This is a genomic window from Vibrio sp. NH-7, from assembly GCF_053643215.1.
Genome location: NZ_CM132188.1, coordinates 1,202,009 through 1,226,248 on the forward strand (window position 1 = coordinate 1,202,009; position 24,240 = coordinate 1,226,248).

Below are 24,240 nucleotides of genomic sequence, written 5' to 3' on the forward strand. Positions count from 1 at the left end.
CTCTTATTTGGTTGAGCTAATCGTATCTGTAGGGAACTTCACACCGGTTTGGCGGCGAATTTCCTCAAGTAATTTTGCCACAATCAAGGATCGTTGCGTGCACTTTTCATCTGCTGATTTCTGCTTGAACTGCCTAGCAAACTCTTGTGCTTCGTAATACATTGGGTTGGTCTCTTGCTTAACGCTCAGGTCCACGCCTAAGTCACTGCCTCGAGTGAATTTGGTGAGCTTCTTCGCTGTCGAGATCATATCAATCAACAGTGCCCCTTCTTCCCCTTGAATTTCACTCGGTAAGTAGGAATCGCTGATTTTCGAGTGTTGCAAGACCACTTCAAAGCCATCGTAACTCATAGTGACACTGCCACTGCCGTCCACTCCTGACTCCAAAAGGTGCGCTTGCGCATTCACTGCCAAGGGTTCACCAAACAGCTCAACCGCCGAACTCAAACAGTAGAAACCAATATCCATGATGGAACCGTTGGCAAACGCTGGATTGAACGTATTGGGATTTTCGCCCGCGAGGTATTTTTGATAACGCGACGAATACTGACAATAGGTGATCAAACCTTTGCGAATCTTGCCGATTCCCGAAAGGGCGTCTTTTAAACGCTTAAAGTTAGGCATATGACAAGACATAAAGGCTTCAAACAGAATCACATTGTGTTCTTTTGCCACCTCAAACATCTGCTGTGCGAGTTCAAAACTTGAGGCCATCGGTTTTTCAACGATGACGTGCTTACCCGCTTCCATCATTTGAATCGCTTGTGGACCATGTAGGCTATTGGGGCTCGCTATGTACACAACATCGACTAAAGGTGATGTCGCTAGCGCATCAAGATCATCAAACAGCGCAGGGTTGTCATACTTTTCTGCGAATTTTTCTGCACTTTCAAGTGAACGCGAATATACCCCTGCGAGTAGATACTCCCCCGATTTCAATGCCGCTTCAACAAACTGGTCTGTGATCCAGTTTGTCCCAATGACCGCAAGTCTTATCATTATTTTCTCCCTGATTGCCCACTCTAACGTGGGCATGGTTGTTATCTAGACTGTAAGCACGACTCGGATAGCAAGCAATATGAGTACCGCGCCAGACAATCTGTCGATCAACTGTGCTTTGGAACGAATTCTATCAATTATTTTCGGGCTGGATAGTAAAAAAGTAATCAAGGTATACCACAAACCATCGACCACCAGAGGTGTTGCAACGATAACCGTTTTTGCCGCATAGCCATCTCCGACTGCAACAAACTGGCTAAACAGTGCGATAAAGAAAAGAGCAATCTTCGGGCTAAGCAGTGAGATTAAGAAGCCTTCTCGCGCCGACTGCCAAAGGCTAGTTTGCTCACCCGATTCCAGCTTAGCGGCAACACCACCTTTCGAGCGCAGCGCATTGAATCCCAAGTAGGCTAAGTAGCCCGCGCCCGCGTAACTGATACTCTTAAACAATAGCGGGGATTGCTGCAGCACCACAGCCAAGCCGATAAGGGTAATAAACGCATAGATACCAATCCCTGTCGCATGAGCCCACGCCGCCGCGAGCCCATTCATACGGCCTCCTGCCAAGCTGTGTTTCGCCACGAGCGCCAAACTTGGCCCAGGTGACATCGCACCCAATAGGCAAATAGTAAACAGTGAAAGCCAAACTGTCAGAGTCATCTTTTTTTCCTAATTGTTGTTTCCTTTTTTTACCAAGGTAAATGACACAGGTTATGATTTGAAATTGTCATTAATCATACCACTCATGATTTCAAATCATGCCTATTGAATAAGGGCATGTTTGCATGACATGGAGGACCTGCGCTCTCATCCATTGATGCGCGCTATCGAGGTCATATTTCGGGTGCCACATCAGCCAATACTGGTGTGCCTGAGTATCAAAAGGGAGAGTCGCGTAAGTAAGTGGATACTCACGTGAGAGATTAATCGCAATATGCTCAGGTACAATCATCAAATAATCACTGGCAAGTAAGGCGTTAATGGCAGCCGAAAAAAACGGCACTTTAAGTGCAATTCTGCGCTGATAACCCAATGCATTCAGGGCAATATCTGCAGGGCTGTCTTTGTCTCCTCCCCCCGTCACTTTGAGATGTGAATACGCCGTTATCTGGTCACAGCTCAGCGATTCAATGCTCGCCAATGGGTGGTTTTTTCGCATCAAGCAAAGGGATTTATCTTCGCCAATTTGAACACTGCTCAGATGTTTGGGCGGCTCAGGCAACATGGTAGATGCTAAATGTATGCCTTGCTCATTCATCTTGGAAAAATAGTCAGGCTGCCATAGACGATACGCCAGATTCACCTTCGGCGCATGCTCTGCACCAAGGGCGACAATATTTGGTAGAATATACTGCGCCACGTAGTCACTCGAGGAGATGACAAATTCTTGTTGCCACAGCAAAGGATCAAACGGTTTATCATTGAGCAGTTGGTCCACCTCACCCAGCAGCTGAGCCAGCTTTCCTCTCATTTCCATCGCCTTGGGTGTCGGGATCAACTGATTGCCATCACGGACCAATAGGGAATCACCGCACAGCTCTCTCAGTTGGGACAGCTGTCGGCTTACTGCCGATTGAGTTAGATTGAGCTTCTCGGCGGCACGACTCACATGGCACTCATCTAACAGCACTTGCAATGAGCGAAGCAGGTTTAGGTTGATCTGGTCAATGGCCATGGGTATTGAAAAACTCCGTTAAGACGGTATGGGTCATTAAATGTCGTAACTCAGGGATGGTTTGCAGTTCATCACGGACTTGATTCAACCGCTGCATGGTTGGCACTTCCACAAAGAGCATCATGTCAGTCTCGCCACTGATCGCATGACACCACTTCACCCCGTCAATCTGGTAGATCTTTTCTGCGTAAGTCTCGCAGTACTGAGTCGTCGAGGACATATCGAACTTAAGCGCCAAATAGGCTTGAATTTTAGGAGCATCGCTTTGTTTATCTGCAAGTTGAGCGTGATAGCCCAAAATAACCTTTTCTTGCTCCAGCTTAGCAATGCGTGCCGTCACCGCCGAACGCGACAGATTGACCTGACGAGCAATGTCACTGACGGAGGATCTCGCGTTGCGTTTTAGTATCTCTATGATTTGATGATCAAATTTGTCCATATTCTTCCAGCTCATTACCCAACTTATCCTGTTGATTAAAAGTAATGTGACACAAACGCCCGACAGGGGAAAGTGTTCAATTTGACTTATCTAACAGGAATTTCCGTCACATTGACTTTTATCTACGACGAATTGATGGCTGTCATCATGCGAGTAATTGATTAAGCTGTAATCCACTAGCACAGGAAGCAATGCAATGAGCGAACTCAGAAAGGACATCACCTTAATCTCTGGCATAGGCCAACTCTCAACCACGTTACTCGGCACAGGTCTATTTATGGTGCCTGCCATCGCCGCGGGTATTGCTGGCCACTTTTCTCTCTGGGCTTGGTTGATTCTGTTTGTCGCCATTTGCCCAATCGCCCTAACGTTTGCCCAACTTGGAAAACGTTACCCAAATGCAGGCGGCACTGCCTACTTTGTCAGACAAGCGTTCAATAAGCGGTTAGAAAAAAGCGTCGCTTGGTTGTTTGTTAGCGTGATTCCTGTTGGCGTTCCCGCTGCGATTGCCTTGGCAGCCGGTTTTTTACAACAGCTTCTGCCACAGCCAATCAATAGCTCTCTTGTGGCACAAATTATCGCCGTCGGTCTGCTTGTCGCGGTCAACCTCGCGGGGACCAAATCCTCTGGAAGGTTACAAACGGTCATCGCGCTGAGTATTTTCGCTCTCATCGCGAGCTTTTGGTGGCAAGGTTCAATTGGTACATCAGACATGGTTATGCCAGAACTTACTCAAGAATCCCTCTGGAGTATCGGCGCGGCGCTTGGTGTAATGTTTTGGTGCTTTGTCGGTATAGAAGCATTCGCGCATATGGGAGAAGAGTTTAAAAACCCACAACGTGATTTCCCTATCGCGATCTTGATTGGGTGTTTTATCGCAGGCGCAACGTACTGGGCTTGCTCGGTCGTGATTCTAAAATACCACGCCTATGGTTCGGCGAGCTTTGACAGCGCCTCGATACCTTGGCTGTCTGAGCAACTGTTTGGCGAGAAATTTAAACTGTTGATCAGTGGACTTGGATTCGCAGCCTGCTTCGCTAGCGTCAACCTTTATACACAAAGTTTGTCGAGAATGGTCTGGGCGCAAGCAAGGGATTATCGCCCAAATAGTGCACTGGCAAGACTCTCCATTCGTGGCGTCCCAGCGAATGCGACGATTGCGATTGCAGTCGTGCTGCTCATCTCCTGCGTGATTGGTGAAATCTCAGGACTCGATTTGGAGTTTTTCCTCAAGCTAGCTAATGGCATCTTCGTTCTGGTGTATCTGCTGGCCATGCTCTCTGCGTTCAAACTTCTGACAGGAGCTGGCCGATGGCTAGCTGCGGTATCTTTATTGCTTTGCGTGCTCGTCTTCGCTTGTTTGGGTTGGTCCATGCTTTACGCTTTGTGCGTACTCGGGCTGCTCTCTTTACCGTGGCAAAAGTATGCTGGCAAAAAAGAGACCCAAATAGAGCCGAACTAAGCCTTCGCCATTAGTGAGTCAAATATTCGCGCTAACTTGGCGATATTTGACTCTATGTCGTCCAACGCTACGTTACCAAACCCGAGCACAACACCTCCCCAATCTCGGGTTATTCCCTGCTTAACCGCGCTGTCTTCGTAGTAACTGAGCGCGCGAATGACTAGCCCATTTGCCGCGGCCTGCGAGACAAACTCCGCTTCGTCCACAGAGCAGAACCAGCTAAGCGTCACGTGCAGCCCTGCCGCTTGGCTGATCACCTCAACCTGTGGAGAAAAATGGCGGTTAATAGACTGGCAAGTCAGCGCATGCTTATGTTGATACAGACGACGCATCTTGCGAATGTGGCGCAGTAAATCGCCCTCACGAATAAAATCTGCGAGCGCTTCTTGAGTATGGGTTGGCGTATCACCTCCCATTGCATCTTTGACCACTAGGCATTGCTCGACCGTCGATTCAGGGACCACCATATAGCCAAGCCTCAGTCCGTTGAACATCACTTTACTAAAGGAGCCAATGTAAATAACGCGGTTCGCGCCTCCCACATCACTGGCAAGACCTTGCAAGCTTGTATAGGGACGATGAGCAAACTGAAACTCACTGTCGTAGTCGTCTTCAATAATCCAGCTCTTGCTTACCACTGCCCATTGAATGAGCGCTAGACGCTGCTCTGTATTTAACGTCGTTCCCATCGGGTATTGATTACTGGGAGTGATATAGAGCGCTTTGGCACGGCTAGAGAAGACCTGCTGCAAATCAAACCCTTGATGCTGACGCACGCAAAGCGGCTCGACCTGAACTCGGTTCAAATCGAGAATTTTACTCATTTGCGTATAACCCGGCTGCTCCATTAAAAGTACATCGCCCGATTGCAAAATCACTCGACTTGCAATGTACAACGCCTGTTGAGCGCCCGAAGTGACCACAATCTGGCTTGGCGAGCACGAAACGCTGCGACTGGTCGCTAAGTAGTCGGCAATCGCGCTGCGCAGTGCCATACTCCCTTGCACGTCTTGGCAACCAAGCAAACTCAAGCGTCCCGAGTGGCGCTGCAAGAAACGCTGCCACTTTTCGATTGGAAACTGCGCCAAATCAGGAATGCCGGGGGAGAATGGTTGATTCAACAATGGCCGCTCTCTGCACGCAGAAGGTGCGGGCGATTTGGGACTCCTATCCTTCACATTTAAGTAGTGTTCCGGAAGCTCTACAGCAACAAAGAACCCTGACCCTGGGCGGCTTTCAAGATAGCCTTCTGCGACGAGTTGTTCATAGGCAGCGATCACCGTATTGCGGCTTATAGAGAGCTCGAGTGCCAGCTTTCTCGTTGATGGCAGCTTGCCTCCAAGCGGCCACAAATGGCTAACGACTTTACTGCGAATGGCTTGAAAAAGCTGCTGTTGCAATGAGCTATTTTTGCAACTTAGGGTTAAATCCCCACTGTCGATCGGCGTCAAAACTGGATCCACCCATTATAAAAAACTGGCCCTAATCAAAGTACCACTTCGACGATACCTTATCACCTATGGAGCAATAAGAAAGGAAGTTTTGCGATGCTATCGACAACGAAAAGAACCGAAATCAACAAAGGACAGCACAAAGCTGTCTTTGACCCAGACCAACTGGACGCAATCATAGATGAGTCGTTGATCGCACATATTGCCATTACGACGGAAAGCGGTCCCGTGATCATTCCCATGCTGGCATGGCGAGTCGACCGCCACATCTACGTTCATGGAGCAAACAACAGCAGACTGATGCGCAATCTAAGCAAAGGAGAGCCCAGTTGCCTCACTTTTACCTTATTTGATGGATGGGTGCTTGCTCGATCGGCTTTTCACCACAGCGCACACTATCGCTCAGCCGTGGTTTTTGGCTCCTTCGAACGCGTTGAAGACAAGCAGGAAAAGGATCAGGTGCTAAACCACTTTATCGAGCACATCGCACCTGGTCGAACCGATCACGTTCGACTCAGTAGCGATAAAGAACTCGCGGCGACCATGGTGCTTCGTATTCCTCTCACGGAAGCCTCGGTGAAAATAAGTTGCTCAGGCGTGAATGATGATAAAAGTGATTTGGAGCGACCTGTTTGGGCGGGCGTCCTGCCCTATCGCACCGTCGTCGGGCCGCTTGAGCCAGCAGACGGGCTCAGCGACCTGCCAGAGCCCGACTACAGCGCGGCTTATGGAGACCGCTGGCACCGTTCATAGAAGGCTAGTCGGACTAAAAAAGATCTTGAAAGTGCTGCACATACTGTTTGGGCGTCAAACCGCGATTCTTTTTAAACATGCGATTGAAACTGGCGCTGTTTTGATAGCCCAAATGTGACGCGACTTCGTCAGGCGACAAACCGCGGCTGAGCAACTTCACCGCGGTATTACTCAGCACATACCCCATCACTGTCGTAAAGTTCATTCCAAATCCATGCAGCTTGCGCTGAAACTGCTGAGTAGAAAGCCCCAGTAAACCCGAGACTCGTTCCAAGGTCGGCAGCCCGTAATGACGACTGTAATTAATGACCTCATAGATCACCTTCACCTCATCGTCCGGTTCCGGCATATTCAGGAACTCATCCAAATCAGAGAAGTTCATCGCTAAACGTTGCTGAGGGAACAAGTTTTTCTGTTGTGTCGCTAAGCGTAAATCAGAGTGAAACCACATCTCGGTTTTACAATGGCTCCACTCCACAGGACAGCCGAAATACGCTTCATATTTTTCGCGGTTTTTACGCGTTCCCGACACCAGAACTCGCATTGGCGTAAAGTCCTCTCCGAGATAGCTACGTAGGATCTTCGTCATAAAGACCGCCACTCGAATACTGTCGTGAATCTTACACTGCGGCTCAATGTATGGGTTGTGGTAGATCCATTTTAAGATCGCACCACTTTGCGCCCCAGACAGATAGGCACCAGATTGAAGTGAGCTAAGCCCGTGGTTGATGCGACGAATGGTTGAGGCAAGATCGTAGCCGGACAAAAACCAACGAGAGATAGCGCCAAGTTTGCTGAGGTCTATTTCTCGACTTAACTCCAAAATCACATCGCTGTTTTCACTCTGCTCTTCGAGCTTTTCATACCAACGGTTGACCTCTGACAAGGGGAGCAACGTCATTGGGTTCTCTAACGCGCTTTCAGGAATATAAAGCCCACCTTGCCTAATGCCATAGCGATGCTTCGCGAGTAAGTGGAGCTGCTTGATGCCAAGCGCACGAATAAATCGAACTTGATTCATACTGATTACATCATAAATCACTAAGTTGTGATTTAATCTGTCACAAAAAATCGATGTAGGCAAATCTCAAACACACTGGCGGCTCTCAGAATGATTGGAGACCTCAATGAGTTTGTTAAGCGTTCCTTTTGTCGGCACTGGCGCAGACACTGCACTTCATGTTGTTGCCGCTTTTGTCCTTATCGCCAGCGTTGGCGCCGCGATCGTTGGCTTTTGGAAGTTTCATGAACTGCCCATCAACAAAGCGCACAGTAAGAATCACCATCAAATAGGCTTAATCACCGCCCTCACATGGATCGGTTTCTTGTGGCATTGGGTTTGGGTTATCGCCGTGATTCTTGCCTTTGTCGATATGGAAAAAGCGATCGTTAACCTTCGCGACACGTGGCGACATGCACCAAAAACTGAAACACAACACGAGGAAGCATAATGTTAGAAGGCTTGGCCGTTTGGGCATTATTTATCTACTTACTTCGCCTAGTGGGAATGCCTTGGAACAAATTCACTCAAGGGTTCGCTTACCTCGGGGGCGCGTCTTGGCTAATGTTTGTCTGGGTTGGACTGATCAATTTCACCCCGATGGACTTATCCGGCGGTTCGGTGGTTCAATCACCTCATATTCAGCTTCGTCCTGACTCTGCCAACGTTACTGGCAAAGTCGAAGAAATATTTATTAAACCCAATCAGTCGGTTAAAAAAGGACAAGCGATCTACCGCCTTGACGATACCCAGTATCAAATCGCCTATAATCAAGCCAAGGTAACGGAAGAAGCCACCAGCGTGGCGAAAGAGGTCGCTCAAGAAGATGTAGCTATTGCCAAGGCGACCTACGCCTCAATGCAGCAAGACTTAACCACCACAGAGCGCCAGCTTGAAATGGCTAAAGTCGACTATGAACTACAACAAAAGATGCTTAAACGCTACAAAGAGCAAAATCGCGTCGTCGAAAACACCATTACCGCCAGTGACATCGACAAACAAGAAACCTTAGTTGCGAAAGCGAAGCTCAATATCGAAACCATTGAATCTCAACTGCAAACCAAGCAAGTGGAAACGGATAAAGCGAAGCTGGCGATAAGCAAAGCGACACTCGCGGTCAAAGCCAAACACGCCGACTGGCAAAAAGCGCAAGAGCAACTCGCGAAAGCGAAATGGGATCTCGACAGTACTCTGGTTCGCGCGCCAGCAGATGGGTTTGTGACTAACTTCATTCTACGTGAGGGGCAGCGCGTTTCCATGATGCCTCGCCTACAAATGTACACCGAAGAAAAATACGTTCTGATGCGCGTTAACCATCAATCGATTCGAAACGTGAAACCAGGCCAAGTCGCAGAATTTGCTTCGTCCGTTTACCCGGGAAAGATCTTTTCCGCAGAGGTTGAAGGCATTGTCGAAGGCACCGGGGAAGCTCAAAGCAACTTGCTGGGTTTGGATCAATCGGTGCGAAAAACAACCGGACAGAACCTCCAAAACAAGCACCATTTCGTGAGGCTTAAAATCGAAGAACCAGAGGGGTACGATATCCCTGTCGGGTCCGTCGGGCTCGCATGGGTAAGTGGAGAAAAACCCATTGGGTTTATGGCTTTTCTTGATGCCATACGTGGAATCATCATCCGGATGAAATCGCAGCTGTACTTCTTCTATTCCATTTAAGGATCACCAGAACCGCTCAGAAATGAGCGGTTTCTCATTCTTATTGTGTCCAAATGCGTTTTTCTACCGTATAAACAAGGAGATTTAATCAACTAACTCAGCGGGAGAAGTTCATGTCGACTAAGGAACGCAGCCTTCCTACTCATCGCATCTCTAGGTTCAGTAAATTTGCCTCATTGGCAACACGGGTGACCGGAAACGTGATTGCCGAAGGCACCAAGCAAATCGCTCAAGGCAATAAACCGAATGTGCGCGATCTCCTGCTCACGCCAAAAAACATTCACCGCCTAACTCAACAATTGGCGCATCTTCGGGGCGCTGCGATGAAAATGGGCCAAATGCTATCAATGGATGCGGGTGATATTCTTGAGCCAGAGCTCGCTGAAATCTTGGCTAAATTGCGTTCCGACGCCGACCCAATGCCTTCAAAGCAGTTGAGCCAAACGCTCGCGGACGCGCTAGGAGCAGAGTGGAAATCTCAGTTCCTCGCCTTCAATTTTAAGCCCATCGCGAGTGCGTCGATTGGTCAGGTCCACCAAGCGTACAGTGATGATGGCGATAACATTGCGATAAAAGTTCAGTACCCTGGCGTGCGCAAAAGCATCGACAGCGATGTAGACAACGTCGGAACCTTGCTAAAAATGGTTGGACTGATCCCCGACTCTGTGGATTACAAAGGATTGCTGGAAGAAGCGAAGTGGCAACTTCATGATGAAGCAAACTACGTCAGAGAGGCGGAGTTTGCCCATCGCTATCAGGATGCATTGAAAGACTCCCCCCACTTTGTCGTGCCGAAAGTATATTCGCAGATAAGCTCAGAATCTGTCCTTGCAATGGAATACCTTGAAGGCGAGCCCATTGAGACTCTAGTCAACGAGCCTGAAGCAGTGCGAGACCGCGCCATGACAAACTTGCTCGACCTTCTGTTTAAAGAACTGTTCGAGTTCAAAATGGTTCAAACCGATCCCAATTTTGCCAACTATCTCTTCATGCGAAACACAGAGCAAATCGGGCTTCTGGATTTTGGCGCAACGCGTGAATATAGCGAGCGATTCAGCTCCGGCTATCGGCAAGCGTTTCGTGCAGCCCTTAATCAAGATGAAACTGGGTTAAACAGCGCACTCGAGCAAATCGGCTTTTTTAGCCAAGGCATCTTGCCCGAGCAACGCAGTGCGATTCTCAACTTGGTCAACATGGCGTGTGAACCTATGTTGGTTGACGAGGCGTACGACTTTAAACGCAGTGACTTAGCCACGCGATTGCGGCAAGCCGGCTCGGTGTTGAGTATGGAGCAAGACTACTGGCACACCCCTCCCGCAGATGCTCTGTTCCTACATCGAAAAATCGGTGGTTTGTACCTTCTTGCAGCAAGGATTGGCGCGAAAGTCAACATTCATCAACTTGTCACGCCCTATCTAGACACTTAGCCACCTTAGGGGATTGTTTTTCTTCCACTTTAGAGTACCTTGATCATCAGTTTCTATTACATTGATATTCGAGGTACTCAGTGAGCCAATTGCAAGACCTCTCCGTACTCATCGAACAAATTGTTCAAGCGGAAGACGGTGAACAAGTTGCTATTTTAAATGACTCTATCGAAGACGGATTAGAACCCGGTGCAGTCGCCCTCATTCTTGAAGCTTTTCCCATAGACGAGCGTGTCCGTCTTTGGCGAAGCCTGCCTTTAGAACTACATATTGAGGTCCTTACTGAAGCGCGTGCGGAAGTACGCTACTCGATCATTGAAGAGCTGTCGGAAATCGAGCTAAAGCTAACGCTTGCAAAGCTAGATAACCTCTCCTTAATCGAGTGGGCGGATTCTCTCCCAGAAGAGATCATCAACGAAGCCTTATCTCTAATTGAAAAAGATGAGCTTGAGCTCTACGACCAAGCCAATGAGTACGAAGATGATGAACTCGGTCGATGGGCAGAGCGAAAAGTCGTCACCCTACCGTTCAATATATCGGTTGAGAAAGCCAACATCTTGATGGAGCGATACAGCTACGACGCGCCGCAACAGATCTATTTAATCAACAAACGTAAGCAGTTCCGTGGGGTTGTCAATTATATTGATCTACTTCGCGCACAACCGACCGAGCGTCTTAAAAACATCGCCATAGAAAACGCGGTTACACTGGATGCGAAACTCTCACTAGCAGAAACCATTGAAGCGCTGGAGCACTCGTCGGTTTCCGCCATGCCCGTCACGGATGAGACTCAAATGCTGGTTGGCGAAATTGATTGGCAGTTTGCGTTAAGTACCCAAAGAGAAATCTACGAATCTCGCTTGATGGCGGGTACCGGTATGGACGAAGGCGATGACCTGTTTGCGCCAGTGATGAAAAGCTCACAAAAACGTGGCGTGTGGTTGGGGATTAACCTAATGACCGCGATTTTGGCTTCTGTGACCATTGGATTGTTTGAAGATGTGATTGCCCAAGTGGTCGCGTTAGCCGTATTGATGCCGATTGTCGCGTCTATGGGAGGCATTGCGGGTAGCCAAACGCTGACTCTGATGATTCGTGCGATGGCGTTAAACCAAATTACGCCAGGTAACCGCTGGGCGCTGCTTAAAAATGAGATTGGAATTGGTTCGATAAACGGCTTGCTGTGGGCGCTAATTATTGGTGCGATGGCTGGGCTTTGGTTTCAATCGACGATACTCGGCGCCACTATCGCACTGGCGATAATCGTCAATATCATTACCGCAGCGCTATTTGGCGTGTTAATCCCAATTGCGTTGGATAAGCTGAAACTCGATCCTGCCCTCGCAGGCTCGGTGGTATTGACGACGGTTACGGATGTTGTGGGCTTTTTCGCCTTCTTAGGCACCGCAAGTTTGGTTATGCTGTAATCATATAGCTATTAAATATATCATTAGCAAATGTATGGTTAGTTGCATTTTGCATTTTCATATTGCAAAGGAAAACGAAAAAAACGCTTATTTTGGCTAAAAATAGCGCAATTAAGCGCTATAAAAGTTGGCACATATACTGCAATAGTATTCGTGACCCTTTTTAAGCCGAGGGTCACCTAGCCAACTGACGTTGTTAGTGAACTCAATTGTTCACACTTATATCAGCCAATCTCACTTATTGAGGTTGGCTTTTTTTTATCTTCAACTTTTTATCTTCAACAATGGTAGGCAAAGAATTGTTGCGTGGGGGATCTCGATGAGAAAAGCAGAAAAAAGAAAACCCCACTAAGCTTTCGCCTAGTGGGGTCTAATCTTACTCGCAGCAATCCGGCTACTAATAGGTGCTCCCTGCATCTATTCCTTGATAGCACGCTGAATCCTTCAGCACTTTCCTTATCATCGCCATCCTAGCGGTGTCCTTGGCAATCCAGCCCGTTAACTTTCCTAGTTAACTCACATCACTTAATCCTTAAGCGGTGTCCCTGTTCTATCTTCCTGATAGCATTGCCTTAGTCCGTTAAGCGTCCATTGTCTTTCCTTGTGTAACCATCCTAGTTACTAGCGTCCAGCCAATGTCCTTCGCTTTCCTTGCCGACCATTCATCCTGAATAATCGAATCTTCGTCCTGAAGATGACCTATCCTTGGGTCTTTCCTGTTCCGTGTCTGCTCCCTGCTGACAACTTAAGATTAAGCAATCGACCAAATTAAACAATCAAATATTGGAGAAAATCCCCCTATCAAAACTGAACAAAAACCAAACAAAAACATATAAAACAGATACTTAAGGATTGTTTTAGAGATTTTCTCAGGCTAGATTCCGCTTTACGCTCACGCCTTTGTAAGAGATCTCGCACAAGAAAGCGGGCAATACGTCATATTCTGAAGTTTGAGCACACTTAGCTATGTGTGATCCAGATCGTCTAATATCGTTGCAAACGCCCGCCGTCGAGAGAATCAATACGCATTTTCTGGACTAAAGCGGAATAAATTAGGATATTATTAGCCGATCTCTATCACATTAATCTTTTTCTTATTCAACCTCGATTGGATAAGAGGTCATCTCCAGAGGACAAACTTAATGATATCGAAATGGGCACAACGCTTTTACCAAATGGCGGAACTTGTTGGCTCTTGGAGTAAAGACCCCTCAACACAAGTTGGCGCGGTCATTACTAAACAAAATCGTATTGTTTCCGTTGGCTTTAATGGCTATCCACATGGCATTTCAGACAGTGCAATGACAGACGATAGAGAGATGAAATACCTCAAGACTCTCCATGCAGAAGAGAACGCCATTCTATTTGCAAAGCGCGATTTGGACGGCTGCGAGATTTGGGTTACCCATTTTCCCTGCCCAAACTGTGCGGCTAAGATTATTCAAACAGGCATCTCTGCGGTCCACTGTCCTGAGCAAACCCCAGATTTCCTCTCTCGATGGGGAGACAAAATCAAGGTTAGCCAAGAAATGTTTTTGCAAGCTGGGGTTAAAGTAAACTGGTTACCTTTAAGTGATCTAGAAGGTGACGCTTAGTTTCTCAAAGATGTCAAAAAGCTGCTTTGATTTATAGGGCTTAGGAAGATACGCGTCCATACCCGCATCAAAGCAGCTCTGAATCTCCTCAGGCAACACGCTGGCGGTGAGTGCGATAATTGGCACCGGCGCTTTTTGATTTTCCCGTTCCCAGTTACGAATCTCTTTCGTGGCCGTTAATCCATCCATAATCGGCATCATGCAGTCCATTAACACCGCGCAATACTCTTGGCCACTTTTGACGAGATTTAATGCCTCTAAACCGTTACTGGCTATTGCAAACTCAATCCCTACCTTACTAAGAAAAAAACTGGCTATTTTCTGGTTCATTAAGTTGTCTTCAACAATCAGTACCCGCTTAACATCCCCGGTGTCTGGCATGGGCGGCGGGACCTGCCGAGCGATGCGAAATCGAGAGTCGTTTTGACATTGACTCAGTACATTTTCAAACCGTTTACCTAAAATCGGTAGTGTCACTTGCGCGACAAGCAGCCCTTCGAGATCGGGCTCAATGTACAAATGATGCTGAAGGCCGATAATGTCCGCAGACGTAAACTGCGCTCTTAACTTAGCTAAGTCTTGTCGGGACTTTGAATGACGCGCTAAACAATACACCACAAGGTCAAAATCATCAGATAGATCCGTCACTTGCTGACAGTTTTCACTCTGCGTGACACTGCTACACAAGCGCACACATTCTTTATATGCAAGCTGCTGGTGAGTGGCTTGATTGGAAATGAACAGGACTTTAAGATCGTAACATACTGGAGCCGGTGACCGCTGTGGTTTCACTAACGGCAGAATAACGGTAAATCGACTGCCCTCGCCAACACGAGATTCAACCACCAGCTCACCACGCATCAATTCAACCAATTGACGACAAATGGCCAGCCCAAGACCCGTGCCACCAAAACGACGAGTAATGGTGCCATCTTCTTGCGTGAACGGTTTGAAGATATCGCTTAGTTTATCTGCGGCAATGCCGACACCGGTATCCAATACCTCGATGTTTAAGCGGTGCTGCGTATCAATCGAGTGTCGAACCAAAACAGAACCATTCGCACTGAATTTGATCGCATTGCTCAACAAATTCATCAGAATCTGTTTGACGCGAAATTCATCCATTTCCGCATACACAGGCACATCATCAGCAAACTCCACTTCTAACGTGACTTCCTGCTTGAGCGCCTGAGCATTAACCATATTCATGGTGTCAAAAATGATCTCACGCAAGTTTGCAGTGTGCGGTGACAAGACCAAATTACCCGATTCAATTTTAGAGAGGTCAAGTATGTCATTGATCAACACCAACAAGGCATGAGACGACGCATCAATATCATTAAGGATCTCTTTCTGACTGCCGTTTAACTGGCTATCTGAAAGGATTTCTGTCATGCCGATAATGCCGTTCAGTGGCGTTCGGATCTCATGGGACATGTTGGCCAAAAACACACTTTTTGCCTGATTGGCCGCTTCTGCGTGTTCCTTGGCTTCAACGAGTTTGGTTTGATACGCTTTTTGCCGCGAAATAGTGTCATTCAATTCATGGGCGAAACGAGTAAATTCATCATTCCCATCGATAGGTATTTGATCAACATGTCCGCTGTCTCGCATATTACTCATCACCGTTAAAATGCGGGTGAGTTTAGAATTGATCCGATATAAGGTACTGGCTCCCCACGCAAAGAGGAGAAAGAAAACCGCTATTCCAGCGCTCGCGATACCCCACATGGTGTATTGATTGGTTTCTATTTCATCAATAAGTTCTTGCTGAAGTTGCCTAGAATAGGTGATGAGTTGTTTTTCAAGAAGTTGGTTTCGTTTCTCTACGATCAGAACAGCCTGCTGAACCTCTTGCTGTGAAAAGCGATTGTAGAGGAGCTGCTCTTTGACAAACGCACCTTGCTGAAAGTCTGGGCTCGTAAAGCTTTGTAGCAGCCCTTGGAACTGTTGAGTGTCCGCACCCAGGCTGATGAATTTATCTAAATAATACTGTTGGCGCTCGCTGATGCGAAAGTACTCCGGCGCAAAGTCGGCGTAAGGCCAGCCTTCTGTTTCGACTTCCTTAACCAACCACGCCTCTCTCTCCATCCAAAAATGAAGCCAACTGAGGTCACTGAGAATGATATCAAGCTGGTGTACTCGGCTATTAAAATGAGCACCTTCAGTAAATAGAATGCTGGAATAGAGGTCGTATAAGATGTCATAGATCAGGCGACCAAGTTCCACGGTTTGCTGTGGACTTGCTTGATTTAACTCTGTAATCAACTGATGCAGTTCCACCACATAGCTTGACGACACCTCCCGTTCCGCCTTATTCGACAGCATCTTGTTTTGTTTGTTTTGTTTGGCGAGTAAGAGATCTAAAGAGCTCTGTGCGAGTGCAATCGACGTTTGCCCATCTTGGCCACTCAACTGCTTAGACAAGGCTGCATAGCTATGATGTGAATACTCCATCAAGAGATTAATGGATGCATTTTTTTCACTGATGACCTGATAGCTTTCAAGTCGCTCTTGTATCTGATGAACCTGATTAGCACTGAGTAAAACAATCACAATGGTTGGAAGTAAGCACAGGATCAGCAGTCGACTTTTTATAGACATTCTTGTCAAAAGCATTTTGATTTCAGTCCTTGAATCAAATGAGCAATCTAGAAATTCAATTGTAGAAGGTTATTCAATGGTATTCACACTATTGGGAGAATTTGCTGACGAGATAGCGCTAAGTTTTCAATGTATTGAATGAAAACAAGCAACGAAACGGTTAAAACTTAGAGTCGACGATACGATTGCGAGCATACGCAGCGTAATAAACCAATGAAACAAGCGCACTATTATCGACTAACCTGAGTAGATGAATCATACAATCGCAAATCTAGGATATGAAAAGGTGATCTCTGCCAGCCTTGACGCGAGCCACTGATGCAAGGACACAGCACCGCGAAAGTCTAACCCTCAATTTGGCCTGTTTTGTTTACATTTAGCGTTGATAAGACACTTAAGATCACAGAATTAAACAAACACAAGATTAAGCGTTACACTATTTATGTGCTACTGGTATTTTTCTTCACGAAATAACTATCAAGATTTGAAATTGTCAATAAGCATAACCACTGAGAAATCTTCTGTTAATTCCCAAAACACCCCGCAAAAACAGTAATATCGCCTGCCATTAATTTTGCTAGCAGAATAAGATGTTAAGCATTACAATCCTGCCGCATAAAAATTACAAAATTCAAACACTGCAACCATCTCTACTCGCTCCCCTACAAGCAAAGTAGAGTCAGCCCCCAAAACGTGAAAGGTCCAAACGAAACATGAGTCCAGAGAAACATCTTTTAGAGTGGCAAACAAGCCAAACGATTGCGGAATCAATTTCTCCCCTACTTGGTCAGCTTTACCGTCAAAAAGGCGTAGAAGTGTTACTTTTCGGTAAAACACTCGTCAACGCAGCGACCATTGATATTATTAAATCGCACCGCCTCGCACGCCGTTACACCGGCACGCCTCTCACCCCAGAACAGACTCTTCCTCTAATCAAAGCCTTGTCAGAAATGGAGCTGTCTCCATGTCGTATTGATGTAGGGCAGCTGGCTCACCAATTCTGGCAAGGCCGCGACGACGCTCATGGTGTGAAAGACTTTTTACACACCTCTTTGATGGGTGCAATGGACGGCAAAACCGTCTCAGAACCTCGTGATGTTGTGCTATATGGCTTTGGTCGTATTGGCCGTCTTCTTACTCGCCTGTTGGTAGAGAAAAGTGGCCCAGGTTACCCACTTAGATTGCGCGCTGTTGTAGTACGTGGTGGTAAAAAAGGTGACCTAGAGAAACGTGCTAGTCTACTGCGCCGCGACTCAGTCCACGGACAGTTCAACGGTAGCATTGTTGTTGATGAAGAACGCAAAGCGATCATCGCTAACGGTAACTACATTCAGTTCATCTACGCGAACAAACCAGAAGACGTTGATTACACAACTTTTGGTATTAAAAATGCGCTTGTTGTCGACAATACGGGTGTATGGCGTGATGCTGAAGGTTTAAGTCAGCACCTAGCTTGTAACGGTGCAGAGAAAGTTCTTCTTACCGCGCCAGGCAAAGGTGACATCAAGAACGTTGTATTTGGTGTGAACGACAAGGTGATCCAAGCAGAAGACACCATCGTTTCTGCGGCGAGCTGCACCACAAACGCGATTACCCCAATCTTAAAAGCAGTCAATGATAAGTACGGCGTGCTTTCAGGCCATATCGAAACGGTACACTCGTTTACCAACGACCAAAACCTAATTGATAACTTCCACTCAGGCGAACGTCGCGGACGCAGTGCTTCACTGAACATGGTTCTTACAGAGACAGGTGCTGCTAAAGCCGTCGCAAAAGCACTCCCAGAGTTGGCAGGTAAGCTAACAGGTAATGCGATTCGCGTCCCGACGCCAAACGTGTCTATGGCAATTGCTAACCTAAACCTAGACAAAGGCACCGACAAAGAAGAGCTCAACGCTTACTTGCGTGAAATGGCATTAACGTCTGAGCTATCAGCGCAAATCGACTACACAGAGTCTACCGAGATCGTTTCAACTGACCTTGTAGGTTCACGCTTTGCAGGCGTTGTCGACGGTGCGGCGACCATCGCTCAAGACAACCGCTGCGTGCTTTACATTTGGTATGACAACGAATTTGGCTACAGCTGCCAAGTTGTTCATTGTATGGAGCAGATGATGGGCGTTCGTTACAAAACGTTCCCAACAAAATAATCTGCCTATAAATGGATATCGCCTCGTGCATTGCTCGGGGCAAAACTCCACAACACTATAACGTATAATAATCCCCCGTATTTGCCACCTTCGTTTAACGATGGTGGCTTTTTTACGCCTTGTTCATGTTTCATTCATTTACGCCGTCTTATTCTGGTTATCTAATTAGAAGAGGTATCCAATATGAATAGAATTCTCACCAATGTGTTCGCCTTGTTTATTGGCATATTTACCATTCTGTTTGGCCTAATCTTAGCCATCCCATTGACGATTGCCGCGCTTATCACAGGCAAAAAGTTAGAGAAGTCGTTAAAAGCGAACCACTTTAATTTTAGAGACGTAAAACAGGACAAAGAACGCGTGCTTGAAGGCGAGTATGAAGAAGTCACAAAGTAAACAAGAACAAACCGAATACACAACGCGAAAGATGCCTGCTTTCGCATTTTACCTTGCCGCAACAATAACCGCATTGATTGTCGGCTGCAGTGCACCAGTCGAAGACCCTGCCTATGAAAAGGCTGCTGCGTTGCCAGACTATAGCCAAGATAGCTTTGCCCAATACGTCGCCGAAACAAAGAGTTGGCTAGAGCAACATCGCCTGTTCATCACCGAAGACAAACAAGCCGAGCTAGCAAGTGTATTGCCCCACGAATATCGCCCCGCTCAACCAAACGGTCAAGGTGTGCTTTTGGTGCACGGGCTGGGAGACTCTCCGTACTCTTTTCACGATATCGCGACACACCTTGCCGAGCAAGGGTACTTGGTCAGAACAATACTCCTTCCTGGTCACGCCAGTAAAGTGGGAGATTTACAACTTCCAACCTTGCAAGACTGGCAGGGAGTCGTCAATCATCACATTAAATTACTCAAGCAAGAAACGGCTCAACTGTGGCTAGGTGGCTACTCTACAGGGGCAAATCTGGCGACTTCTGCAGCGCTATCCGATGAGTCTATTCAAGGGCTGTTGCTCTTTTCTCCGGCTCTGGAACCGGGTTCAGGGGTGGTGAAATTTGCAGAACTTGCTAGCCACTTTATTACGTGGGCAGACCAAGACCCAGAGGATAATCCGCTACGTTACAACTCTCTGCCGATGAACGCGGCGGCCATTTATTACCAGACTTCCGCCATCGTCAGAGAACAACTGGAAGCCGCAAATTACTCTCGCCCCGTCTTCATGTTACTCAGTGAGGGGGACAAAGTGATCGATACCGAATACGCGGTCTCAACCTTTAGTGAAAAGATGCCAAACGCAGCAAACCATATTGTGTGGCAAGGCGAGCACGATCTCAGTGAGCCGCGCTCGACTCGGTTCAGTATGAGGATACCCGAACAGCGTATCTCCAATGGCTCTCACATGGGGTTACTCTTTTCACCCACAAACCCAAATTATGGCGTTGGTGGGAGCAACTTGATCTGCAGTAACGGTCAACCAGAAGAGACATTGAACTCATGCGCGCAAGGAGAAGACATTTGGTTTTCTGCTTGGGGGTACGTTGAACCCGGGAAAACCCATGCTCGACTCACCTATAACCCCTATTTCGAGCAGAGTATGGCGATAATGGACAAGGTAATGTCTGGCCAACGCCAATCTTAGCGCTTTTAAGCCCAGTAAGATGCTGGGCTTTGTTTTACGCCGCGACACTCGCTTATCTACCGATACCCACACTAAATATCAATAAATCCAAGCTACACTCGAATATAGGTTGCACGTAAGTAACAGCTTTGTTATTTAAGAACGACAGCCAATAACAATAACACTGAAAGCACGAAGGATTGACAGATGAGTACCGGTCAACGAGATATTACGCTACGTTTTTTAGCCGAACCTGGTGATGTAAACTTTGGTGGCAAAGTCCATGGTGGCGCCGTCATGAAATGGATCGATTTAGCTGCCTATGCCAATGCAGCAGCGTGGAGTGGCAAATACTGCATTACTGCCTATGCAGGGGGAATCCGCTTTGTTCAACCTATCCATGTTGGCAACTTGGTCGAGGTCAGCGCCAAGGTCATTTATACCGGACGAAGCTCAATGCATATTGCGATTGATGTTCAAGCCAGTGACCCTAAAGAATTGAAAAACCGCCTCACGACACACTGCATCGTGATCATGGTAGCGGTTGATGAACATGGAAAACCAACCGATGTACCAGAGTGGGTTCCACACACTGAAGAAGACATTGAGTTAAGAGACTCCGCCATTCGCCTAATGAATATGCGTAAGCAGATCGGTGAAGAGATGGAAGCGCATGTTAAGTATTTAAAATAAGCATCTAAAGCAAAAGTGGGGCCAAGCGCGCCACTTTTTGCACTTCATCAAGCCACGATTACCGACTCCTCTCTTTCCCCCAACCTCACACTGTCACGTAATTCATGCTCGGTTAATTCTCATTTTTTCACTTTTTTGGGTTCATAGGCTTGTTTTATGTCAGCCGTTTGTAAGGCAATGAAACTGTCATTTTTCTTTCATCTAACTTTGATTAAATCCGCTAACTATCTTTAAGTCGGAAGGAACATTCGTGAGCTTAACTGACATTACACTCAGTGAGACGACATTAGTAAACCCAAAGGCGGTTGAGTATCAATGGGTACGCACCATGTACGTTGAAGGGTATGCAGAACAAGAGATCAATCACTACATTCGCACCTGCTTCGGAGGGGATGACACCTTTGCCGACCTGTTTAGAAAAGTGGCGTTATCACAAGAGAGTGTCTACGTTTTGCTGCGCTATCTGGGTTGCGCTCCTTCAAGCCGAGAATTTTAGTTCATTTTCAACTATTGAGCCCAACTTACCAATGTAACAAAGTGCTTTGTTGCATATTCATTTGAACACTGCGTCGCATCCAACTACCAATTGCATATCTTTCCGTGTCTTAATTCTTATACTTGCAACTGTCGATTAGGCATAAAAAAACCCGGGACAAACCGGGTTTTGGTTACAAAAACTGTTAGAAGTAAACAGTAAGGAATCTCACTAACAGCCAGCTATGCGTAACGCCAGAATTGCTCTCTTCTTAACTGATCGGCGGCCAAACCAAAATTGTTAAGTCGAGATACAAAATGGGCGACCTCGCGGTCGCCCTTATCGTTCTTATTAACCTTTCACACCGCCGGCGGTTAATCCTCCGACCAACCAACGCTGCGCAAGTAAGAATACGATGGTAATTGGTAGTGCAGACAATACTGCTGCTGCTGCAAAATCACCCCACAGATAGTTCTGAGGGTAGAGATACTGCTGCATACCAACCGCTAATGTATATGAGTTTACATCAGAAAGTAGTAGAGATGCTACTGGAACTTCACCAACCACCCCGATGAACGACAGAATAAACACCACTGCAAGAATAGGCACTGAAAGTGGTAGCAGCACTAATCTAAAGGCTTGCCAAGGCGTTGCGCCATCTAGAGCGGCCGCTTCTTCTAGCGAGTTATCAATCGTTTCAAAGTAACCTTTGATTGTCCATACGTGCAGAGCAATACCACCTAGGTATGAGAAGATCAGACCGCCATGCGTGTTCAACCCAAGGAATGGAATGTACTGTCCAAGCTTATCAAATAGCGCATAGAGTGCTACCAGAGCCAGTACCGCAGGGAACATCTGGAAGATCATCATCGCCTTTAAGATCGTATCTTTGCCTTTGAAACGCATGCGAGCAAACGCGTAAGCAGACGTAGTTGACAGTGCCACAATCAGGATAGATGTAATCCCCGCTACTTTCACTGAGTTCCATAACCATAACAGAACTGGGAATGGCGGCGGTGTTACAGAGCCATCTGCATTGGTGACAGAGAAACCAAGCGCCAATTTCCAGTGCTCCAGCGATGGATTGTCTGGAATTAGGCTACCCGTTGCGAAGTTACCTTCACGGAATGAGATAGCCACAATCATTAACAGTGGGAAAATAATCGCTGACAGGAATATCCAAAGCGCAGCGTGTGTTGCCCATACACGGTATTTAAGAGATTTGCCTTGTACCATTGCCATTGTCGGTACTCCTTAATCCTGAGACAGCTTAGTGAAACGTAGGTTGAGTAGAGCGAGACCACCGACCAATAGGAAGATAAGTGTCGCGATAGCACTTGCTAGACCGAAGTCTTGACCGCCGCCACCTTCAAATGCGATGCGGTAGGTGTAGCTAACGAGTAGGTCTGTGTAACCCGCAGGCTCTGAAGTTCCGATCATGTTCGGACCACCTTGAGTCAATAACTGAATTAACACGAAGTTGTTGAAGTTAAATGCAAAGCTGGCAATCAGTAGCGGCGTAAGCGGCTTGATCATCAGTGGCATGGTAATACGACGGAAGTTATCAACAAAGTTAGCACCGTCAATGGCTGACGCCTCATACAGATCATCAGGAATCGCTTTCAGCAGACCCATACACAGAATCATCATGTAAGGGAAACCAAGCCAAGTGTTCACGAAGACAATCATCACTTTCGCCATCAATGGGTCAGAGAACCAAGATGGGCTTAAACCAAACAGCGCTTCTAACACCATGTTGATCTCACCAAAGCTTTGGTTAAAGAGACCTTTAAAAATCAGAATCGAGATGAAAGCAGGGACCGCATATGGAAGGATAAGCAGTACGCGGTAAATCGCACGGCCTTTGATTTCTTCCCACTGAACAACGCTCGCTAGGACCAAACCAATGATAACGGTAAGACCAACCGTCAGCGCAGAGAACACAACCGTCCAAATAAAGATGCTAACAAACGGTTCTTTGATGCCATCATCTTTCCAGACACGCTCAAAGTTTTTCGCGCCGATACCGACGACAAAACCTGGTGATACCGTTGAGCCTGTGAACTGGCCATTTTCATCAACCGGTTGATAGAAACCCACTTCCATATTTGGACGCAGTGTTTCACCCGTACGATTGCTGTATAGCGATTCGCCATCATCTTGCAGCGTGTACAAAGGAACAACCGCCGCAAACTTACGTAGACCGCTCATACGAATGTCTTCACCTGATGGCAGGTGCAAATCGACTTCGCCTAAGCTGGTTTTGTTCTTAATGATAGTTTTGATCTTTTCTTTTTCACCACTCACAGACTCGACTGGCGCCAAATCCATATCGGCACTTGGTGCAGCAATATTAAATTCGTCAGTCGCTAACAGTTGATCACCTTTTTTTACCGCGATACGGTGACCGTTGTCTGTCTTGTAGAGGGTGAAAGGATAGCTGTCACCACTTTGGAACGTTCGATCGAGCAATACGGATTGGGCTCGGTCGAAGGAAAGCTGGTTTTTGGCACTGTAGTTGGTGAAGGCGAGGTTTACCGTGTACGCAAGAGGAAACAGGATAAACAGGATCATTCCTGCAATACCTGGATAGATGTAACGGTGCGCGTAAGTCTTTTTACTACCAAAGATATACAACGCCAGTGCGGTTAGAATGAGAGTAAGCAGCGCGAAGGCTGTCTCACCACGAGAATACATTAAGACAGTGGCGTAGCCATTAACGATACCGACAGAAGCCAGAATTGCCCATTTAATAAAGACGTTTTTACTTGATGGCAAGCTCGTTGTTGTAGATGTCATCGCATCTGTACCTTGAACTGACTGCATAAGAGAACCTGCTAGCG

Annotated in this window: 21 protein-coding genes; 12 read left to right on the forward strand and 9 right to left on the reverse strand. The window is 47.0% G+C overall.

Going from position 1 to position 24,240, the window contains the following annotated elements; genetic code table 11:
- Positions 1-3: 3 nt before the first annotated feature.
- The 4 genes from ACUALS_RS19795 to ACUALS_RS19810 form a co-directional block, all read right to left on the reverse strand.
- Positions 4-999 carry a Gfo/Idh/MocA family protein gene (locus ACUALS_RS19795; RefSeq protein ID WP_454449485.1) on the reverse strand — a complete coding sequence of 332 codons (996 nt, stop codon included), beginning with the start codon at positions 997-999 and terminating at the stop codon, positions 4-6.
- Between the two features lie 45 nt (positions 1,000-1,044).
- Positions 1,045-1,659, reverse strand: a complete 615-nt coding sequence (locus tag ACUALS_RS19800; RefSeq protein ID WP_039477035.1) for a LysE family translocator — start codon at positions 1,657-1,659, stop codon at positions 1,045-1,047.
- Between the two features lie 91 nt (positions 1,660-1,750).
- A complete protein-coding gene (locus ACUALS_RS19805; RefSeq protein ID WP_454449486.1) occupies positions 1,751-2,674 on the reverse strand; it encodes a LysR family transcriptional regulator in 924 nt (307 codons plus the stop codon).
- The gene (locus ACUALS_RS19810) at positions 2,664-3,113 is read right to left on the reverse strand and encodes an Lrp/AsnC family transcriptional regulator (RefSeq protein ID WP_038134973.1); all 450 of its coding nucleotides are present in this window, start codon (positions 3,111-3,113) and stop codon (positions 2,664-2,666) included. The genes ACUALS_RS19805 and ACUALS_RS19810 overlap by 11 nt, the downstream gene beginning before the upstream one ends.
- A gap of 196 nt (positions 3,114-3,309) precedes the next feature.
- Here ACUALS_RS19810 and yjeH point away from each other — a divergent pair, with 196 nt between their 5' ends.
- Positions 3,310-4,575, forward strand: coding sequence for an L-methionine/branched-chain amino acid transporter (gene yjeH / locus ACUALS_RS19815; RefSeq protein WP_454449487.1), 1,266 nt, complete (start codon positions 3,310-3,312; stop codon positions 4,573-4,575).
- On the opposite strand, the gene pdxR is transcribed toward yjeH, so the two are convergent.
- Complete coding sequence (gene pdxR / locus ACUALS_RS19820) at positions 4,572-6,026, reverse strand: MocR-like pyridoxine biosynthesis transcription factor PdxR (RefSeq protein WP_419723735.1); 1,455 nt, start codon at positions 6,024-6,026, stop codon at positions 4,572-4,574. The genes yjeH and pdxR overlap by 4 nt on opposite strands.
- Positions 6,027-6,122: 96 nt before the next feature.
- Here pdxR and ACUALS_RS19825 point away from each other — a divergent pair, with 96 nt between their 5' ends.
- Positions 6,123-6,779 carry a pyridoxamine 5'-phosphate oxidase family protein gene (locus tag ACUALS_RS19825; RefSeq protein ID WP_331402461.1) on the forward strand — a complete coding sequence of 219 codons (657 nt, stop codon included), beginning with the start codon at positions 6,123-6,125 and terminating at the stop codon, positions 6,777-6,779.
- A gap of 13 nt (positions 6,780-6,792) precedes the next feature.
- Here the strand turns inward: ACUALS_RS19825 and ACUALS_RS19830 are convergent, their stop codons facing one another.
- The gene (locus tag ACUALS_RS19830) at positions 6,793-7,800 is read right to left on the reverse strand and encodes an AraC family transcriptional regulator ligand-binding domain-containing protein (protein ID WP_454449488.1); all 1,008 of its coding nucleotides are present in this window, start codon (positions 7,798-7,800) and stop codon (positions 6,793-6,795) included.
- Positions 7,801-7,906: 106 nt separating this feature from the next.
- Between ACUALS_RS19830 and ACUALS_RS19835 the strand changes: the two genes are divergently transcribed.
- The 5 genes from ACUALS_RS19835 (at position 7,907) to ACUALS_RS19855 (ending at position 13,902) form a co-directional block, all read left to right on the forward strand.
- Positions 7,907-8,230: an MFS transporter gene (locus ACUALS_RS19835; protein ID WP_454449489.1), complete on the forward strand. Its 324-nt coding sequence runs from the start codon at positions 7,907-7,909 to the stop codon at positions 8,228-8,230.
- A complete protein-coding gene (locus tag ACUALS_RS19840; RefSeq protein WP_454449490.1) occupies positions 8,230-9,453 on the forward strand; it encodes an HlyD family secretion protein in 1,224 nt (407 codons plus the stop codon). Before ACUALS_RS19835 ends, ACUALS_RS19840 begins: the two co-directional genes overlap by 1 nt.
- 113 nt (positions 9,454-9,566) lie before the next feature.
- Positions 9,567-10,880, forward strand: coding sequence for an ABC1 kinase family protein (locus ACUALS_RS19845; RefSeq protein ID WP_454449491.1), 1,314 nt, complete (start codon positions 9,567-9,569; stop codon positions 10,878-10,880).
- An 80-nt stretch (positions 10,881-10,960) separates the two neighbouring features.
- A complete protein-coding gene (locus tag ACUALS_RS19850) occupies positions 10,961-12,307 on the forward strand; it encodes a magnesium transporter (protein WP_038212653.1) in 1,347 nt (448 codons plus the stop codon).
- Between the two features lie 1,142 nt (positions 12,308-13,449).
- On the forward strand, positions 13,450-13,902 hold the full coding sequence (locus ACUALS_RS19855; protein WP_038134952.1) for a dCMP deaminase family protein: 453 nt from the start codon (positions 13,450-13,452) through the stop codon (positions 13,900-13,902).
- Here the strand turns inward: ACUALS_RS19855 and ACUALS_RS19860 are convergent.
- A complete protein-coding gene (locus ACUALS_RS19860; protein ID WP_454449492.1) occupies positions 13,885-16,521 on the reverse strand; it encodes an ATP-binding protein in 2,637 nt (878 codons plus the stop codon). The genes ACUALS_RS19855 and ACUALS_RS19860 overlap by 18 nt on opposite strands.
- 698 nt (positions 16,522-17,219) lie before the next feature.
- Here ACUALS_RS19860 and ACUALS_RS19865 point away from each other — a divergent pair.
- The 5 genes from ACUALS_RS19865 to ACUALS_RS19885 all read left to right on the forward strand — a co-directional run bounded on the left by ACUALS_RS19865 (position 17,220) and on the right by ACUALS_RS19885 (position 21,418).
- Entirely contained in the window at positions 17,220-18,656 is a 1,437-nt protein-coding gene (locus tag ACUALS_RS19865) for a glyceraldehyde-3-phosphate dehydrogenase (protein ID WP_005469781.1), read from the forward strand.
- Positions 18,657-18,839: 183 nt separating this feature from the next.
- Positions 18,840-19,052 carry a hypothetical protein gene (locus ACUALS_RS19870; RefSeq protein ID WP_005469857.1) on the forward strand — a complete coding sequence of 71 codons (213 nt, stop codon included), beginning with the start codon at positions 18,840-18,842 and terminating at the stop codon, positions 19,050-19,052.
- A gap of 31 nt (positions 19,053-19,083) precedes the next feature.
- A complete protein-coding gene (locus tag ACUALS_RS19875; protein ID WP_454450054.1) occupies positions 19,084-20,250 on the forward strand; it encodes an alpha/beta hydrolase in 1,167 nt (388 codons plus the stop codon).
- A gap of 186 nt (positions 20,251-20,436) precedes the next feature.
- On the forward strand, positions 20,437-20,922 hold the full coding sequence (locus ACUALS_RS19880; protein WP_005469896.1) for an acyl-CoA thioesterase: 486 nt from the start codon (positions 20,437-20,439) through the stop codon (positions 20,920-20,922).
- A 250-nt stretch (positions 20,923-21,172) separates the two neighbouring features.
- Positions 21,173-21,418 carry a hypothetical protein gene (locus ACUALS_RS19885; protein ID WP_005469500.1) on the forward strand — a complete coding sequence of 82 codons (246 nt, stop codon included), beginning with the start codon at positions 21,173-21,175 and terminating at the stop codon, positions 21,416-21,418.
- Between the two features lie 330 nt (positions 21,419-21,748).
- Here the strand turns inward: ACUALS_RS19885 and malG are convergent, their stop codons facing one another.
- Positions 21,749-22,639 carry a maltose ABC transporter permease MalG gene (gene malG, locus ACUALS_RS19890; protein ID WP_005469620.1) on the reverse strand — a complete coding sequence of 297 codons (891 nt, stop codon included), beginning with the start codon at positions 22,637-22,639 and terminating at the stop codon, positions 21,749-21,751.
- A 12-nt stretch (positions 22,640-22,651) separates the two neighbouring features.
- Positions 22,652-24,223, reverse strand: a complete 1,572-nt coding sequence (gene malF, locus ACUALS_RS19895; protein WP_005469628.1) for a maltose ABC transporter permease MalF — start codon at positions 24,221-24,223, stop codon at positions 22,652-22,654.
- Positions 24,224-24,240 lie beyond the last annotated feature (17 nt).

Coding starts and splice junctions, on each gene's coding strand:
- malF (WP_005469628.1), bottom strand. CDS start 24,223: ATGCAGTCAGTTCAAGGTACAGATGCGATGACATCTACAACAACGAGC.
- ACUALS_RS19800 (WP_039477035.1), bottom strand. CDS start 1,659: ATGACTCTGACAGTTTGGCTTTCACTGTTTACTATTTGCCTATTGGGT.
- ACUALS_RS19840 (WP_454449490.1), top strand. CDS start 8,230: ATGTTAGAAGGCTTGGCCGTTTGGGCATTATTTATCTACTTACTTCGC.
- ACUALS_RS19870 (WP_005469857.1), top strand. CDS start 18,840: ATGAATAGAATTCTCACCAATGTGTTCGCCTTGTTTATTGGCATATTT.
- ACUALS_RS19810 (WP_038134973.1), bottom strand. CDS start 3,113: ATGGACAAATTTGATCATCAAATCATAGAGATACTAAAACGCAACGCG.
- ACUALS_RS19835 (WP_454449489.1), top strand. CDS start 7,907: ATGAGTTTGTTAAGCGTTCCTTTTGTCGGCACTGGCGCAGACACTGCA.
- ACUALS_RS19875 (WP_454450054.1), top strand. CDS start 19,084: ATGCCTGCTTTCGCATTTTACCTTGCCGCAACAATAACCGCATTGATT.
- ACUALS_RS19860 (WP_454449492.1), bottom strand. CDS start 16,521: ATGCTTTTGACAAGAATGTCTATAAAAAGTCGACTGCTGATCCTGTGC.
- ACUALS_RS19845 (WP_454449491.1), top strand. CDS start 9,567: ATGTCGACTAAGGAACGCAGCCTTCCTACTCATCGCATCTCTAGGTTC.
- ACUALS_RS19795 (WP_454449485.1), bottom strand. CDS start 999: ATGATAAGACTTGCGGTCATTGGGACAAACTGGATCACAGACCAGTTT.
- yjeH (WP_454449487.1), top strand. CDS start 3,310: ATGAGCGAACTCAGAAAGGACATCACCTTAATCTCTGGCATAGGCCAA.
- malG (WP_005469620.1), bottom strand. CDS start 22,639: ATGGCAATGGTACAAGGCAAATCTCTTAAATACCGTGTATGGGCAACA.
- ACUALS_RS19830 (WP_454449488.1), bottom strand. CDS start 7,800: ATGAATCAAGTTCGATTTATTCGTGCGCTTGGCATCAAGCAGCTCCAC.
- ACUALS_RS19865 (WP_005469781.1), top strand. CDS start 17,220: ATGAGTCCAGAGAAACATCTTTTAGAGTGGCAAACAAGCCAAACGATT.
- ACUALS_RS19880 (WP_005469896.1), top strand. CDS start 20,437: ATGAGTACCGGTCAACGAGATATTACGCTACGTTTTTTAGCCGAACCT.
- ACUALS_RS19825 (WP_331402461.1), top strand. CDS start 6,123: ATGCTATCGACAACGAAAAGAACCGAAATCAACAAAGGACAGCACAAA.
- ACUALS_RS19855 (WP_038134952.1), top strand. CDS start 13,450: ATGATATCGAAATGGGCACAACGCTTTTACCAAATGGCGGAACTTGTT.
- ACUALS_RS19805 (WP_454449486.1), bottom strand. CDS start 2,674: ATGGCCATTGACCAGATCAACCTAAACCTGCTTCGCTCATTGCAAGTG.